Source organism: Streptomyces sp. NPDC053665 (genome assembly GCF_055585285.1).
In genome coordinates this window covers 1,025,960-1,040,148 of sequence record NZ_JBVJKK010000001.1, presented here as the reverse complement: position 1 = coordinate 1,040,148, position 14,189 = coordinate 1,025,960, and the positions used below count along the sequence as shown (strand labels likewise).

The 14,189-nt window shown below is 74.1% G+C and carries 11 protein-coding genes; 6 read left to right on the top strand and 5 right to left on the bottom strand.

The window, feature by feature from the left end; translation table 11 throughout:
* Positions 1–12: 12 nt before the first annotated feature.
* Positions 13–1,422, bottom strand: a complete 1,410-nt coding sequence (locus tag ACZ6ZN_RS04470; RefSeq protein ID WP_469642991.1) for a DUF2252 domain-containing protein — start codon at positions 1,420–1,422, stop codon at positions 13–15.
* A complete protein-coding gene (locus ACZ6ZN_RS04465; RefSeq protein WP_469642989.1) occupies positions 1,419–1,931 on the bottom strand; it encodes a potassium channel family protein in 513 nt (170 codons plus the stop codon). Before ACZ6ZN_RS04465 ends, ACZ6ZN_RS04470 begins: the two co-directional genes overlap by 4 nt.
* Before the next feature lie 367 nt (positions 1,932–2,298).
* Here ACZ6ZN_RS04465 and ACZ6ZN_RS04460 point away from each other — a divergent pair, with 367 nt between their 5' ends.
* The 3 genes from ACZ6ZN_RS04460 to ACZ6ZN_RS04450 all read left to right on the top strand — a co-directional run bounded on the left by ACZ6ZN_RS04460 (position 2,299) and on the right by ACZ6ZN_RS04450 (position 4,071).
* Positions 2,299–3,030: an HdeD family acid-resistance protein gene (locus tag ACZ6ZN_RS04460; protein WP_469642987.1), complete on the top strand. Its 732-nt coding sequence runs from the start codon at positions 2,299–2,301 to the stop codon at positions 3,028–3,030.
* Positions 3,031–3,150: 120 nt separating this feature from the next.
* Positions 3,151–3,621 carry an SHOCT domain-containing protein gene (locus tag ACZ6ZN_RS04455; protein WP_451878350.1) on the top strand — a complete coding sequence of 157 codons (471 nt, stop codon included), beginning with the start codon at positions 3,151–3,153 and terminating at the stop codon, positions 3,619–3,621.
* A gap of 33 nt (positions 3,622–3,654) precedes the next feature.
* Entirely contained in the window at positions 3,655–4,071 is a 417-nt protein-coding gene (locus ACZ6ZN_RS04450) for a DUF7144 family membrane protein (protein WP_398109499.1), read from the top strand.
* A 127-nt stretch (positions 4,072–4,198) separates the two neighbouring features.
* Here the strand turns inward: ACZ6ZN_RS04450 and ACZ6ZN_RS04445 are convergent, their stop codons facing one another.
* Positions 4,199–6,244: a SpoIIE family protein phosphatase gene (locus tag ACZ6ZN_RS04445; protein WP_469642985.1), complete on the bottom strand. Its 2,046-nt coding sequence runs from the start codon at positions 6,242–6,244 to the stop codon at positions 4,199–4,201.
* Positions 6,245–6,991: 747 nt separating this feature from the next.
* On the opposite strand from ACZ6ZN_RS04445, the gene ACZ6ZN_RS04440 reads away from it, so the two are divergent.
* Entirely contained in the window at positions 6,992–10,882 is a 3,891-nt protein-coding gene (locus ACZ6ZN_RS04440) for a glycoside hydrolase family 2 TIM barrel-domain containing protein (RefSeq protein ID WP_469642983.1), read from the top strand.
* Between the two features lie 27 nt (positions 10,883–10,909).
* Here ACZ6ZN_RS04440 and ACZ6ZN_RS04435 read toward each other — a convergent pair whose 3' ends face one another.
* Positions 10,910–11,272, bottom strand: a complete 363-nt coding sequence (locus ACZ6ZN_RS04435; protein WP_398109496.1) for an ArsR/SmtB family transcription factor — start codon at positions 11,270–11,272, stop codon at positions 10,910–10,912.
* A gap of 143 nt (positions 11,273–11,415) precedes the next feature.
* Between ACZ6ZN_RS04435 and ACZ6ZN_RS04430 the strand changes: the two genes are divergently transcribed.
* A complete protein-coding gene (locus tag ACZ6ZN_RS04430; RefSeq protein WP_469643951.1) occupies positions 11,416–12,897 on the top strand; it encodes an AlkA N-terminal domain-containing protein in 1,482 nt (493 codons plus the stop codon).
* Positions 12,894–13,376 (top strand): methylated-DNA--[protein]-cysteine S-methyltransferase, encoded by a 483-nt coding sequence (locus tag ACZ6ZN_RS04425; RefSeq protein WP_398109495.1) that lies wholly within the window; start codon positions 12,894–12,896, stop codon positions 13,374–13,376. The genes ACZ6ZN_RS04430 and ACZ6ZN_RS04425 overlap by 4 nt, the downstream gene beginning before the upstream one ends.
* Before the next feature lie 9 nt (positions 13,377–13,385).
* On the opposite strand, the gene ACZ6ZN_RS04420 is transcribed toward ACZ6ZN_RS04425, so the two are convergent.
* Positions 13,386–14,114, bottom strand: a complete 729-nt coding sequence (locus ACZ6ZN_RS04420; RefSeq protein WP_398109494.1) for an SIR2 family NAD-dependent protein deacylase — start codon at positions 14,112–14,114, stop codon at positions 13,386–13,388.
* Between the last annotated feature and the right edge of the window lie 75 nt (positions 14,115–14,189).

The window sequence follows — 14,189 nt, the reverse complement described above, 5'->3', positions numbered from 1 at the left end:
GTGCCCGGGCGGTCAGAGTGCCGCCGTGCGGATGCGGCCGGAGCGGGCCGCGGCGCCGAGCGCCTCGAAGTCCCGCTCGTTGCGGTCGGCGTAGGACTGCGCGAACGCGGTCAGGGCGCGGTCGAAACGGTCGCTGCCCCCGAGGTACGCGGCGATGGCGACGGGGTCGCCCGAGCGGGCGTGGGCCCGGGCCAGGCTCGCCCCGCACAGCCGCGCGAACAGCCGCAGCAGGCCGGGGTCCATGGTCTCGGGCCGCGCGATGCCCTTCCAGTCGCGCAGTTGCCGTACGTAGAAGTCCCGCTCGCGCCCGTCGAGTCCGACGGCGTGCGTCCAGCCGAGCAGGATGTCGCTGGTGGTCTGGATCAGCCGCTGTCCGGCCACCACCCGCCGGCCCTCGTTGTCGTAGCGGGCCCCGCCGGTGTGGGCGGCCAGCACCGACTCCTGTGCCTCCTTGGCCTGGAGCAGCAGCGGATCGTCGTCGTCCCGGCCGAGCAGCAGGACGATCCAGCAACGGGTGCCGACACTGCCGACCCCCACCACCTTGCGGGCGATGTCCACCATCCGGTAGCGGCGCAGCAGGTGCCGCCGCTCCGACGACAGGGTGCGGACGTAGCCCTCCAGGACCGCGCGCAGCTCCTCCTCCTGCTCGTGCGGCGAGGACCCGCCGACGAGATCCCGCAACGGTGTGATCAGCGGCGGGTCGGGGGCGATGACCCGTCCCTCGGGGGTGGCGGCGGTCAGTTTCGCGAAGGCCTGCAGGTGGGTGCGGGTCCGGGCCTTCGCCGCCGCCTCGGCGGTGCGGCGCCGGGCCCGCCGGGTCATCGACGCGGCCAGCAGCTCCCGCACGTGGTCGGCGTCGTCCTGGGCGTACCAGACGTCCAGGTTGCGCATGCCGGCGAACTCCCGCATCCGCGCGCGGTAGGCGGACACGCACGTCGCCACCACGCCGTCCTGCTCCTTCGTCCGGAAGCCGTTCGCCCGGCCCGCGATGGCGAAACTCGTCGCGAGCCGTTTGACGTCCCATTCGAAGGGCCCGGCCAGCGTCTCGTCGAAGTCGTTGATGTCGAAGACCAGACGGCGCTCCGGCGAGGCCAGCAGCCGGAAGTTCAGCAGGTGGGCGTCCCCGCACAGCTGCACGCGCAGCCCGGTGTCCGGTGCCGCGCCGAGGTCGGCGGCCATGACGGCCGCGGCACCCCGGTAGAAGCGGAAGGGCGACTCGAGCATGCGGCCGTAGCGGATCGGCACCAGCTCGGGTACGCGCGTGGCCGACTGGCGCTCCACCACCTCGACCGGGTCGAACCGCCCGGGCCCGGGCTCGAACCGGGCGTGCGAGGACCGCGGACGGCGACGCCGCGCGGCGCGTCCCTCGGCGGCCCGCTCGGCCGGCGTCGCGTAGGAGGCGGACGGGCTCGGTACGGTCACGGTTCTGCCCTCCGGTCGCGGGGGAACTCGTCCGCCGGCTCCCGGCCCTGCCGGCGCAGCGACGCCTGCACGGCACCGGCGAGGATCTTCGCGGCCACGCCCACCAGCAGCAGTCCGCCCGCCATCTGCACCATGGTCAGGACCCGCCCGGCCTGGGAGCGGGCGGCGATGTCGCCGTAGCCGACGGTGGTGAACGTGGTGAGCGTGAAGTACAGGGAGTCCGTCTTGGTCAGCGGCTCGCTGAACGAGCCCGGCGTGGAGTGCTCCAGCAGGAAGTAGGCACCCGCGAAGAGCAGGAGGAACAGCGCCAGCGTCGTGCCGAGGGCCTCGATGGCCTTCAGCCGCGGATAGGGCGACTCCAGGATGGCCCGCACCTCCCACCAGAAGACCAGCACCACGAGCAGCAGCCCGCACGCGAGCACGGCCGAGGCGCCGGGGGAGCTGCGCCCGTCCAGGGGCAGCACGTAGTAGACGGTGACGAGTCCGGCGGCGATGAGGACGGTCCGCACGAGGGCGGCGGCCGAAGCGCGCCGCCGGGGCCCCGGGCGCCGCCCGGCCTCCTCGTCCGGCCCGGGCCGGGTCGACCCGCCCTCCGTCCCTGTGCCGGTCCGGGACCCGGACCGGTGAAGCGCCGAATCCGCCATCTCGTCCCTTCCGGTCGTGTCGTTCCGTGGCGCCCTCGTGTAGCGCCCCTTGCCCGGTGGTCGCGCGGACGCACATCCACGGGCGGACGCTTCCAGCCCACCTCGACCGTCCCGGCAGGGGATCACCCGCCGCGGGTGACCCGGCGCCCGGCGGCCCGCGCGAGGTTGGGTGCAGGGGCCGGTGCCGTCCGCCGGACGGCCCGTGTGCGTCCGGCCCGCCGAGGAGGAACCAATGACCACGTCGTCGTCAGGCCCGGTGACCGGCCCGGAAGCGGCCCCTGGAGCGGGAGCCCCTGGAGCGGGAGCCCCCGGTCCGGTTGCCTCTGGGCCGGGAGCCTCTGGGCCGGGAGCCCCCGGACCCGGGCCCGCCCGCCCGGCCGACCCCGCCGACCTGCTCGCGGTGGTCGGGCGCTCCTGGACCTGGATCCTCGCCTCCGCGGTCGCCACCCTCGTCCCGGGGATCCTGCTCCTGGTCTGGCCCGAGGCGACGCTGCACGTGGTGGCGGTCCTGGTCGGGCTGTACCTGCTGGCGGCCGGGGTGTTCCGGTTCGTGGAGATCTTCGCCCGGCAGGAGCAGGGCCACCGCGTGGCCGGCCTGCTGCTGGCCGTGCTGTACGTCCTGGCCGGCGTGCTGTGCCTGCGCAACCCGCTCCAGACCATCACCGCCCTCTCGCTGATCGTCGGGCTGATGTGGCTGGTGTCGGGGATCCTCACGCTGTACACCGCCCTCGCGGCGCGGGACCTGCCCCACCGGGGCTTCCTCCTGGGTGCCGCCGTGCTCGCCGTGGTCGCCGGGGTGGTGGTGCTGGCGCTGCCCGCGGAGTCGGCCCGGGCGCTGACCCGGCTGCTCGGACTGTGGCTGGTGCTGCTCGGGCTGGCGGAGGCGGGGCTCGCCCTCGCCTGGCGGGCGGCGCTGCGCCGGGCCGCGGCGGCCGTGCCGGGCGGCCCGGCAGCGGGCGGCTGAGACCGCGGCGCTCCGGCCGCACGATCACCCTCCCCGGGTGAGGCGGCCGGGGCCGCGTCACCCGGACGCTGGTACCGCAGGGGAGCCGCTGCGCGGCGGCACCCGGGACGGAGGAGCGACATGACCGCACAGACCTACCTGGCGTACGACTTCCCACTGCTCAGCGCCTTCTGGACGATCCTCTGGGTCTTCCTGTGGATCATGTGGTTCGTACTGCTCTTCCGGGTCGTGTTCGACATCTTCCGGGACGACGACCTGAGCGGCTGGGCGAAGGCCGGCTGGCTCGCGTTCTGCATCCTCCTGCCGTTCCTGGGCGTGTTCGTCTACGTCATCGCCCGCGGCAAGGGCATGGGCCACCGGGAGACGGCCCGGGCCCGCGCGCAGCAGCAGGCCATGGACACCTACATCCGGGAGACCGCCAGGGGCGGCGGGGAGCGGCGCAGCAGCGTCGACGAGCTCGCCCGGCTGTCCGAGATCCGCGCTCGCGGCGACATCACCGACGAGGAGTTCGACCGGGCCAAGGAGCTGGTGCTGAGCGGCTCCGGGCCGTCGGGGGCCTCGGCCTCCGCCACCCACCCCTCCGGCCGCTGAGCGCGCCGGACCCAGCAGAAACGAGGAGTCAGGATGACCGCCACACACCCCACGCACGCGCCGTCGCGTGCCAAGCGAGGCGCTGCCGCCGGCCTGACGGTCTTCGCGGCCGTGATGCTGATGATCGCCGGGATCCTGGGCATCATGCGCGGCATCGCGGCGATCGCCGAGGACGAGGTGTTCGTGTCGACCCCCAACTACGTGTTCGCGTTCGACCTCACCGGCTGGGGCTGGATCCACCTGATCCTGGGCGTGGTCGCCGTGCTGGTCAGCCTCGGGCTGTTCCAGGCGTCGACCTGGGCACGCGTGGTCGGTGTCGGCATCGCCGCGCTCGTCATCATCGCCAACTTCGTCTCGCTGCCGTCCTACCCGGTGTGGTCCGTGGTGATGATCGCGATGTCGGCGTTCGTCATCTGGGCCCTGTGCACCACGAAGAAGAGCGACTTCTGACCGCCCGGTGGTGATCCGGCGGGCGCGCGGGCCGGGACGGCCCGCGCGTTCCCGTACGCCCGTACGCCCGTACGCCCGTACGCCCGTATGTCCGTACGCCGGTGCGGGCGCCGGCGCGGCGGGTGTGTCAGACGCGCCTGCGCACCAGAAGCAGCGCCACGTCGTCGTCGGGCTCGGGGCTCAGCGCGCCGAGGAGCCCGTCGCTGGTGCGTTGCAGGCTGGGACCCGTGCCGCTCAGCGCACGCGTCAGCGTGCCGAGACCGGTGTCGATCGGCTCGCCGCGCTTCTCGACCAGCCCGTCGGTGTACAGGGCGAGCAGCGAGCCCGGCGCCAGCTCCACCTCCAGGGTGCCGAAGTCCACGCCACCCACCCCGAGCGGCACACCCCCGGGCACGTCGAGGAGCTCCGCACGGCCGTCCGCCCGGCCGAGCACCGGCGGCAGGTGCCCGGCGCTGGACAGTTCGCACACCCCGCGCTCCAGGTCGCACACGGCGTACACGCAGGTCGCGATCGCGTCGCCGAGCGAGCCGGCGATGTCGTCGAGGTGGCGCAGCAGCTCGGCGGGCGGCAGGTCCAGGCGGGCCAGCGCCCGCGTCGCCGTGCTCAGCTGGCCCATGATCGCGGCGGCCTGCACGCCCTTGCCCATGACGTCGCCGACGACCAGACCGGTGCGCCCGGGCCCGAGCGGCAGCACGTCGTACCAGTCGCCGCCGACCTCGCTGAGGGCCGGGCGGTAGCGGGCCGCGATGTCGAGGCCCTCGCGCTGCGCGGGCGTGCTCGGCAGCAGGCTGCGCTGCAGGGTCAGGGCGGTGCCGCGCTCCCGGCCGTAGAGGCGGGCGTTGTCGATGCAGATGGCGGCGCGGGCGGCGAGCTCGGAGGCGAGCACCTGGTCGCGCTCGTCGAAGGGGCGCTCGTTGACCGTGCGGTACAGCGAGAGCGTGCCGAGCACCTTGCCCCGGGCCACGAGCGGCAGCGCCAGATAGGTGTGGGCCCCCGCCTCGCGCAGGGCGCGCGCCGCCCCGGCGTCGCGGGCGAGACGGCCGAGCATCCGGTCGTCCACGTGCTCGACCAGGACCGGCCGGGCACTGCGCACGCACTGGGTGATGACCCGCGAGGCGCCGTAGGTGGCCAGCTCGCCCACCGGGTCGGCGGCGTGGATGGCGTCGGTCGGGTAGCCGGCGGCGACGGCCAGCGCCCGGAACTCGGCGGGCGCGCCGCCCGTCACGGGGGTGATGGTGCCGTGGGCCACGACCGACTCCAGGACGTCCACGGCCGCGAGGTCCGCCAGCTGCGGCACGACGACACCGGCCAGTTCCCGCGCGGTCTGCTGCAGATCGAGGGTGGTGCCGATCCGCGCGCCCGCGTCGGCGACGACCGACAGGTGCTGGCGCGCCTGGGCCACCTCGGCGGCGGCCTGCTGCCGCTCGGTCACGTCCAGCACGGCCACCGCCAGTCCGAGCACCCGGCCGTCGGTGTCCTCGATGCGGTGGTACGACTCCGAGTAGGCCCGGTCCTCGGTGTCCGCCGGGGTGCGGCCGACGGTCTGCTGGTCGAGCAGGGGCCGGCCGGTCTCCAGGACGTGCCGCATCCGCCCCTCGATGGTCTCCACGTCCAGGCCGGGCAGCACCTCGCGGATCCGGCGGCCCAGCAGGGCCTCCTCGGACAGGCCGTTGATCCGCTCCAGGGCGGGATTGACGCCGACCCAGCGCAGCTCGTTGTCGAAGACCGCGATGCCGAGGGGCGTCTGGTTGACGAGACTGTGCGAGAGGGCCAGGTCCCGCTCGACCTGCCGTACGGTCGAGGCGTCCGTGGCCAGGCCCAGCAGGTGGGGCCGCCCCTCGCTGTCGAAGAGACGCATCGTGCGGAACTCCACGGCGCGTTCCGTGCCGTCGCGGTGCCGCAGCGGGAAGACACCGGCCCAGCGGTCGCCCGAGCTGACCTGGGCGAACAGCTCCCTGCCGCGGGCCCGGTCGGCCGGGGCGACGAGCAGGGTGTCCGCGCGCCGGCGCAGGGCCTCGGCGGCGGTCCAGCCGAGCAGCTGCTCGATCTCGGGGCTCCACAGGGCGATGTAGCCGTCGCCGTCCAGCACCACGGCCGCGACCTTCAGCAGGTCCAGCAGCCCGCCGGGCGCGGCCGTGACGGCACCGCGATCCGAGGGCGCATACCCGTTCATGCGAGCCGCTCCTTCCGGCGCGGCAAAAGGTCCGGCCAAAGATCCGATGCACAGGCTGTCCGATGAGGTCACATTACGTTCGCGGCGGTGACACTGTCGCGTCGAAATGACAAATTGCCGACGCCTCACGCGGGAGCCGACGGGTGGCGTTCCGGCAGATCGGGCCCCCGCCCCCCACGGCCCCCGGGCCACGGCTCCCGGGCTCCCGCCCGCACGGCTCCCGGGCTCCTGCCCCACGGCCCCGGGCCCACGGCTCCGGGCTCCCGCCCGCACGGCTCCCGGGCTCCTGCCCCACGGCTCCCGAGCCCACGGCTCCGGGCTTCCGCCCCACGGCTCCCGGGCTCCCGCCCCACGGCCCCTGGGCTCCCGCCCCACGGCCCCTGGGCTCCCGCCCCACGGCCCCTGGGCTCCCGCCCCACGGCCCCCGGGACCCCGGCCCCACGGCCCCCGGGACCCCGGCCCCCCGGGACCCCGGCCCCCGGGACCCCGGCCCCACGACCCCCGGCACCCGGCCCCACGGTCGGTGGCGGGGCGGGCCCGGTGTGGAACCACCAGGACCGAACAGAGTCCGACGGGGTCATTGCTTCGTTTCTGTTCGAGTCCTAGGGTGTGCCTGCTCAGCAGTTGCTCCGTCACCGTCAGTTGCCCGCGCCCCCGACGGAAACACCCCGCACCCAGGGAGAGTTGGGTCCGCCGCTGACATGCCCTCAGTCCGTGCACCCTGTCGCACCGAGGAAGGCCACGGTCATGCCGCACCCGCTCCCGTCCCCCGCCGACCGGCCCGTCGTCAGCCGGCGCCGCCTGCTCGAAGGGGGCGCCGCCGTCCTCGGCGCGCTCGCCCTGTCCGCTTCACCGGCCGCGGCGTCCGCGGCCGGCCGGAGCCCCGCCGCGGACGGCCTACCGGAGTGGAACGACTCCCTCGCCACCTACCGGATCGGCACCGAACCGCCGCACACCACGCTGATGCCCTACGCCGACCTCGGCCAGGCCCTGGCGGGCGACCGCGAGCGCTCGCCGTACCGGCTCAGCCTGGACGGCACCTGGAAGTTCGCCTACGCCGACCGGCCCGAGGACCGCGACCCGGACTTCCACCGCACCGACCTCGACGACTCCGGCTGGGACACCGTCCCCGTGCCCTCCGCCTGGCAGCTGCACGGCTACGACGTCCCGATCTACGTCAACATCACCTACCCCTGGTGGGGTCCCAACGGCGGCGGCGAGGACGCCCAGCCGCCCGCTGCCCCCACCCGCCGCAACCCCGTCGGCCAGTACCGCCGCACCTTCACCGTGCCCCGCGACTGGCGCGGCCGGCGCACCTTCCTGCACTTCGAGGGGGTCAAGTCCGCCCACTACGTGTGGATCAACGGCCGGCTCGTGGGCTACCACGAGGACTCCTACACCTCCGCCGAGTACGACATCACCCGCCATCTCCAGCCGGGCACGAACCGGATCGCCGTCGAGGTGTACCGCTACTCCGACGCGGACTGGCTGGAGGACCAGGACATGATCCGGCTGAGCGGCATCTTCCGCTCGGTCCACCTGTATTCCACACCCGACGTGCACCTGCGCGACTTCAAGCTCGACACCCCGCTCGGCGACGACCACACCTCCGCCGGGCTGGAGCTCACCGCGCACGTGCGCGACTACGGCGGCCGGGGCGGCGGCCGCCACACCGTCGAGACCCAGCTGTACGACGCCCGGGGCCACGCCGTCTGGACCCGGCCCCTGAACGGGACCGTCGACGTGCCGGACGGCGACGAGGCGAGCGTGCGGGTGTCCCGCGCCGTCCCGGCACCGAAGCTCTGGTCGGCCGAGCACCCCTACCTCTACACCGCCGTGCTGCGGCTGCGCGACCCGTCCGGGCAGGTGATCGAGACCCTCTCGCACCGGGTCGGCCTGCGCGAGTTCGCGCTGAAGGACGGCCTGATGCGCATCAACGGCAAGCCGGTCTCCTTCCGCGGCACCAACCGGCACGAGATGCACCCCGTCACCGGGTCGGCGCTCACCCGCGCCCAGATGGTCGAGGACATCGGGATCATCAAGCGCCTCAACATCAACAGCGTCCGCACCTCGCACTACCCCAACAACCCGCTGTGGCTCGAACTCGCCGACGAGTACGGCCTGTACCTCGTCGGCGAGACCAACCTGGAGACCCACGGCATCCGCGACCGGTTCCCGGGCAGCGGCCACCCCGAGTGGACCGAGGCGTGCGTGGTGCGCGCGCAGAACATGGTCCACCGCGACAAGAACCACGCCTCGGTGGTCATCTGGTCCCTCGGCAACGAGGCGGGCGGCGGCACCACCTTCAACGCCATGCACGACTGGATCCGCTCCTACGACCCCACCCGTGTCATCCAGTACGAGGGCGACGACCGCCCCGGCATCAGCGACATCCGCTCCGAGATGTACGACAGCCCGCAGCGCGTCGAGCAGCGCGCCCTGGACACGAGCGACACCCGGCCGTACGTGATGATCGAGTACTCCCACGGCATGGGGAACTCCAACGGCAACTTCAGGAAGTACTGGGACGTCGTCCGCCGCCACGACGTGCTCCAGGGCGGCTGGATCTGGGACTTCGTCGACCAGGCGCTGCGCTGGCCCACCCCGGCGCGCAAGCTGCTGACCGAGTCCGGCCCGGGCCGCCTGCGCGGCGAGATCATGGCCCCGGCCGGCACCTTCGACCGCGCCGAGGGCGTGTCCGGCGGCACGGTCTTCCCCCGCGATCCCGGCCTGGACCTCACCGGCTCCCTGACGCTGGAGGCGTGGATCACCTCGCACGTGACGGGTTATCACCAGCCCGTCCTCGCCAAGGGGGACACCCAGTACGCCCTCAAACAGACGGACCGGACCCTGGAGTTCTTCATCCACGCGGGCGGCCAGTGGATCACCGCGAGCTGGGCGCTGCCCGGTGACTGGACGGGCAGCGAGCACCACGTCGCCGGAGTCTTCGACGCGGACGCCGGCACCCTCACCCTGTACGTCGACGGCCGGGTGCGCGGCACCAGGACCACCACCCGGCGCCCCGCGAACAACACCGCGTCCCTGTCCCTGGCCACCGACGTCGACAACCCGACCCGGGAGTTCAGCGGCACCGTCCGGCGGGCCCGCGTGTACGCCCGGGCACTGAGCGCCGCCGAACTGGCCTCGGACACCCGGACGCCGGACGACGAGGGCGTGCGGTTCTGGTTCGACGCCGCCACCGCCGGCCTCACCGAGAAGCGCCCGCGCGACAGGACCTTCTACGCCTACGGCGGCGACTGGGGCGACAACCCCAACGACGGTGCGTTCTCCGGCGACGGCATCGTCACCGCCGACCGCGGCCTCACCGGCAAGTCGGCCGAGGTCAAGCAGGTCTACCAGGCGATCGGCGTCGAGAAGGCCCGGGGCGGTCCCGGTGCCGTCACGCTCACCAACGAGTACCTGTTCACCAACCTCCGCGAGTTCGACGGGCGTTGGGAGCTGATCGCCGACGGCGAGGTCGTGCGGCGGGGGCGGCTGACCGGCGAGCAGCTGGACGTCGCCCCGCTGAGCAGCAAGGACGTCACGGTGCCGGTGCGGCTGCCGGCGAAGCCCGAGCCGGGCACGGAGTATTTCCTCCGGCTCTCCTTCGCCCTCAGGGAGCGCACCCCGTGGGCGAGGGCCGGGTTCGAGGTGGCCAAGCGCCAGCTCGCCCTCGACGTGGACACCCCGGCCGTACGGCCCGTGCCCCTGCGAAGCGTGCCCACCCTGCGGCACACGGACGGGGAGCGGACCCTCACGGTGACGGGCCGGGGATTCTCGCTCACCGTCGACAAGGCCACCGGCACCCTCACCTCCTACGAGGCGGGCGGGCAACGGCTCCTCACCTCCGGGCCCGTGCCGAACTTCTGGCGGGCGCCCACCGACAACGACCGGGGCAACGGCCAGCACACCCGCAACCAGACCTGGCGCGACGCCGGAGCGCGGCGGAAGGTGACCGAGGTCCGGGTGCGGACCCTGGACGGCCGGGCCGTCGAGGTCACCGTCACCGGCACCCTGCCCACCGCCACCGAGTCCGCGTTCGGTACGACGTACACCGTCTTCGGCAACGGCGAGATCCGGGTCGACAGCACCCTGCGCCCCGGCTCGCCGGACCTGCCCTACATCCCCGAGGTCGGCACCCTGCTGTTCCTGCCGCGCCGGCTCGACCGGCTGCACTACTACGGCCGGGGACCCGAGGAGAACATGTGGGACCGCCACGACGCCACCGACGTGGGTCTGTACTCGGGAACCGTCCGGGGGCAGTGGTCGCCCTATCTGCGACCGCAGGAGAACGGCAACAGGACCGACGTCCGCTGGGCCGCGCTGACCGACGGGAGCGGCCGGGGGCTGCTGGTGTGCGGTGAACCGCTGGTGGAGGTCAACGCCTCCCACTTCACCCCCGAGGACCTCTCGGTGGGCGTCCGCCACGACTACCAGCTCACGCCCCGGGACGCGGTGGTGCTGCGGGTCAACCACCGCCAGATGGGCGTCGGCGGCGACGACAGCTGGGGCGCGCACACCCACGACGAGTTCAAGCTGTTCGCCGACCGCGACTACGGCTACACCTACCGGCTGCGTCCGCTGACGCGCCCGAACGAGGCGACGCGCCTCTCGCGTCGGCCCACCGCCACCGACTAGGACCGCCGCCGGGCCCGGCGGCGCCGCTCACCCGGCGGTGTCGCTGAGGCCCAGGCGCAGGTGCTCGACGTGGTACACGGCCTGGTCGAGCAGCTCGGCGACGTGGTGGTCGTGCAGCGCGTACACCACCGAACGGCCCCGGCGCTCGCCGACGACCAGGCCCAGGTTGCGCAGCAGCCGCAGCTGGTGCGAACAGGCCGACTGCTCCATGCCGACCTCGGCGGCCAGCTCCGTCGCGGGCAGCGGACCCTCGCGCAGCCGGGCCAGGATCAGCAGCCGGGAGGGCGTGGACAGGGCCTGGAGGGTGGTGGCGACCTTCGCGACGTTGTCCGCGTCGAGGCGTACGCGCTCACCGGCGTCCTGCACGGGGGTGACGGCTCCATGACCCATGACGCCATCGTACCGGCCCCGCACGAACACATGAATGAATCGTCATCTGTCCCGCTCCGGTCGCCCGCGTCCGCGCCTCGATGTCGGATTCTCGCCAGCGACCGCCCGCCCCGGTGGCGGATGCTGGAGGCATGCGGATGGGGATGCACACCGACACCGAGCGCTGCGTGCGCGCCGTGCGGTCGAAGGACGCGCGCTTCGACGGCTGGTTCTTCACGGCCGTCCTGACCACCGGCATCTACTGCCGGCCCAGCTGCCCGGTGGTGCCGCCCAAGCCGGAGAACATGGTCTTCCACCCCAGCGCCGCGGCCTGCCAGCAGGCCGGCTTCCGGGCCTGCAAGCGCTGCCGGCCCGACACCAGCCCCGGCTCGCCGGAGTGGAACCTGCGGGCCGACCTCGTGGCCCGGGCCATGCGGCTCATCGCCGACGGCGTCGTCGACCGCGAGGGCGTACCCGGCCTCGCCGCCCGCCTCGGCTACAGCGCCCGGCAGGTCGAGCGCCAGCTCCTGGCCGAACTGGGCGCCGGCCCCCTGGCGCTCGCCCGCGCCCAGCGCGCCCAGACGGCCCGGCTGCTCATCGAGACGACGGCCCTGCCCATGGCGCAGATCGCCTTCGCCGCCGGTTTCGCCTCGATCCGCACCTTCAACGACACGGTCCGCGAGGTCTTCGCCCTCGCACCGAGCGACCTGCGCGCCCGCAGCCCGAAGCGGCAGGGCGCGAGCACCCCGGGGGCGCTGTCCCTCCGGCTGCCGTTCCGCGCCCCGCTCAACCCCGACAACCTCTTCGGCCACCTCGCCGCCACGGCCGTGCCCGGAGTGGAGGAGTGGCGCGACGGCTCCTACCGCCGCACCCTGCGCCTGCCCTACGGCCACGGCATCGCCGCCCTCACCCCCGCCCCCGACCACATCGCCTGCCGCCTCACCCTCGGCGACCTGCGCGACCTCCCCGTCGCCATCAGCCGCTGCCGCCGGCTGCTCGACCTGGACGCCGACCCCGTCGCGATCGACGACCAGCTGCGCACCGACCCGGTCCTCGCACCGCTGGTGGACAAGGCCCCCGGGCGGCGCGTCCCCCGCACCGTGGACGAGGCGGAGTTCGCCGTCCGGGCCGTGCTCGGCCAGCAGGTGTCCACCGCCGCCGCCCGCACCCACGCCGCCCGGCTGGTCGGCGCGCACGGTGAACCCGTCGACGATCCCGAGGGCGGCCTCACCCACCTCTTCCCCGACCCCCGGGCCCTGGCGGAGCTCGACCCGGAGACACTCGCGCTGCCCCGCGCGCGCCGCACCACCCTCACGACCCTGGTCCGCGCCCTCGCCGGCCAGGACCTGGGCCTCGGCGTGGAGAGCGACTGGCCGCGGACCCGCGACCGGCTCCTCGCCCTGCCCGGCTTCGGCCCCTGGACGGCCGACGTCATCGCCATGCGCGCCCTCGGCGACCCCGACGCCTTCCTCCCCACCGACCTCGGCGTGCGCCGCGCCGCCCGCGAGCTGGGCCTGCCGTCCACGCCCGCGGCGCTCACCGCCCGCGCGGCGGCCTGGCGCCCCTGGCGCGCCTACGCCGTCCAGTACCTCTGGGCGACCGACAGCCACCCGATCAACTTCCTTCCCGCACAAGGACGTCCATGAAGCAGCACACCGTGACCGACAGCCCCTACGGAGCCCTCACCCTCGTCGCCGAGGACGGCGTCCTGTGCGGCCTCTACATGACCGACCAGCGCCACCGCCCGCCCCAGGAGACCTTCGGCACCCGCGACGACACCCTCTTCGCGCGGGCCGAGGAGGAGCTGACGGCCTACTTCGCCGGAGAGCTCCAGGAGTTCACCGTCGAGACGCGGCTGAACGGCACCCCGTTCCAGCGCCGGGTCTGGGACGCACTGCGCCGCATCCCCTACGGCGAGACGCGCACCTACGGGCAACTGGCCCTGGCCCTGGGCGCCCCCACCGCCTCCCGCGCGGTCGGCCTCGCCAACGGCCGCAACCCCCTGGGCATCATCGTCCCCTGCCACCGCGTGATCGGTGCCGACGGCAGCCTCACGGGCTACGGGGGCGGCCTGGAGCGCAAGCAGCGCCTGCTGGACTTCGAACGGGGAGCGGCCCTGTTCTGACCCGCGGCGCTAGCCCGCCGCGAGCCCGCGCAGCAGCGCCGGCAGGGCCGTGCCGATGGGGTCGCGGACGACCTCGTCGGCCAGCTCGTCGTAGGGCGTGGGCTCGGCGTTGACGACGATCAGCCGTGCGCCGTGGTCGGCGGCGACACCGGCGAGCCCGGCGGCGGGCTGCACTTGCAGGCTGCTGCCGGCGGCGACGAAGACCTGGCACGCCTTGGCGACGGCGGCCGCCTCACCGAGCACCACGGGGTCCAGGCGCTCGCCGAACATCACCGTGGCCGGCTTCAGGATCCCGCCGCACCGCGCGCACGGCGGGTCGGCCTCCCCGGCCTCGACCCGGCCCAGGGCCTCCTCCATCGGCCCCCGCGCATGGCAGGCGGTGCACACGAACTCCCGCGCCGTGCCGTGCAGTTCGAGGACCTTGCGGGCGGGCATCCCGGCGAGCTGGTGCAGCCCGTCCACGTTCTGCGTGATCACCCGCACCGGCACCCCGGACCGCTCCAGCTCCGCGACGGCCCGGTGCGCGGCGTTCGGCTCGGCGCCGAGGGCCCCGGTCTCCCACCGCATCCGCCACGACCGCCGCCGGATCTCCGGATCGCCCATGTAGTACGCGTAGGTCACGAGCTTCTCGGCCTCGGGATCCCTGCGCCACAGTCCGTTCGGCCCGCGGTAGTCGGGGATCCCGGAGTCGGTGGACACACCGGCCCCGGTGAGCAGGGCGACGAGCGGCTTGGCCATGCCGGCGAGAGTAGGCCGGATCCCCGGCGGCGGCGAGCGGATATCGCGCGGCGGCGAGCGGACATGGCGCGGCGG

Excerpts from the sequence above, each read along its gene's own strand:
- ACZ6ZN_RS04460 (WP_469642987.1), top strand. The coding sequence starts at position 2,299 with ATGACCACGTCGTCGTCAGGCCCGGTGACCGGCCCGGAAGCGGCCCCT.
- ACZ6ZN_RS04455 (WP_451878350.1), top strand. The coding sequence starts at position 3,151 with ATGACCGCACAGACCTACCTGGCGTACGACTTCCCACTGCTCAGCGCC.
- ACZ6ZN_RS04450 (WP_398109499.1), top strand. The coding sequence starts at position 3,655 with ATGACCGCCACACACCCCACGCACGCGCCGTCGCGTGCCAAGCGAGGC.
- ACZ6ZN_RS04445 (WP_469642985.1), bottom strand. The coding sequence starts at position 6,244 with ATGAACGGGTATGCGCCCTCGGATCGCGGTGCCGTCACGGCCGCGCCC.
- ACZ6ZN_RS04440 (WP_469642983.1), top strand. The coding sequence starts at position 6,992 with ATGCCGCACCCGCTCCCGTCCCCCGCCGACCGGCCCGTCGTCAGCCGG.
- ACZ6ZN_RS04435 (WP_398109496.1), bottom strand. The coding sequence starts at position 11,272 with ATGGGTCATGGAGCCGTCACCCCCGTGCAGGACGCCGGTGAGCGCGTA.
- ACZ6ZN_RS04430 (WP_469643951.1), top strand. The coding sequence starts at position 11,416 with ATGCACACCGACACCGAGCGCTGCGTGCGCGCCGTGCGGTCGAAGGAC.
- ACZ6ZN_RS04425 (WP_398109495.1), top strand. The coding sequence starts at position 12,894 with ATGAAGCAGCACACCGTGACCGACAGCCCCTACGGAGCCCTCACCCTC.
- ACZ6ZN_RS04420 (WP_398109494.1), bottom strand. The coding sequence starts at position 14,114 with ATGGCCAAGCCGCTCGTCGCCCTGCTCACCGGGGCCGGTGTGTCCACC.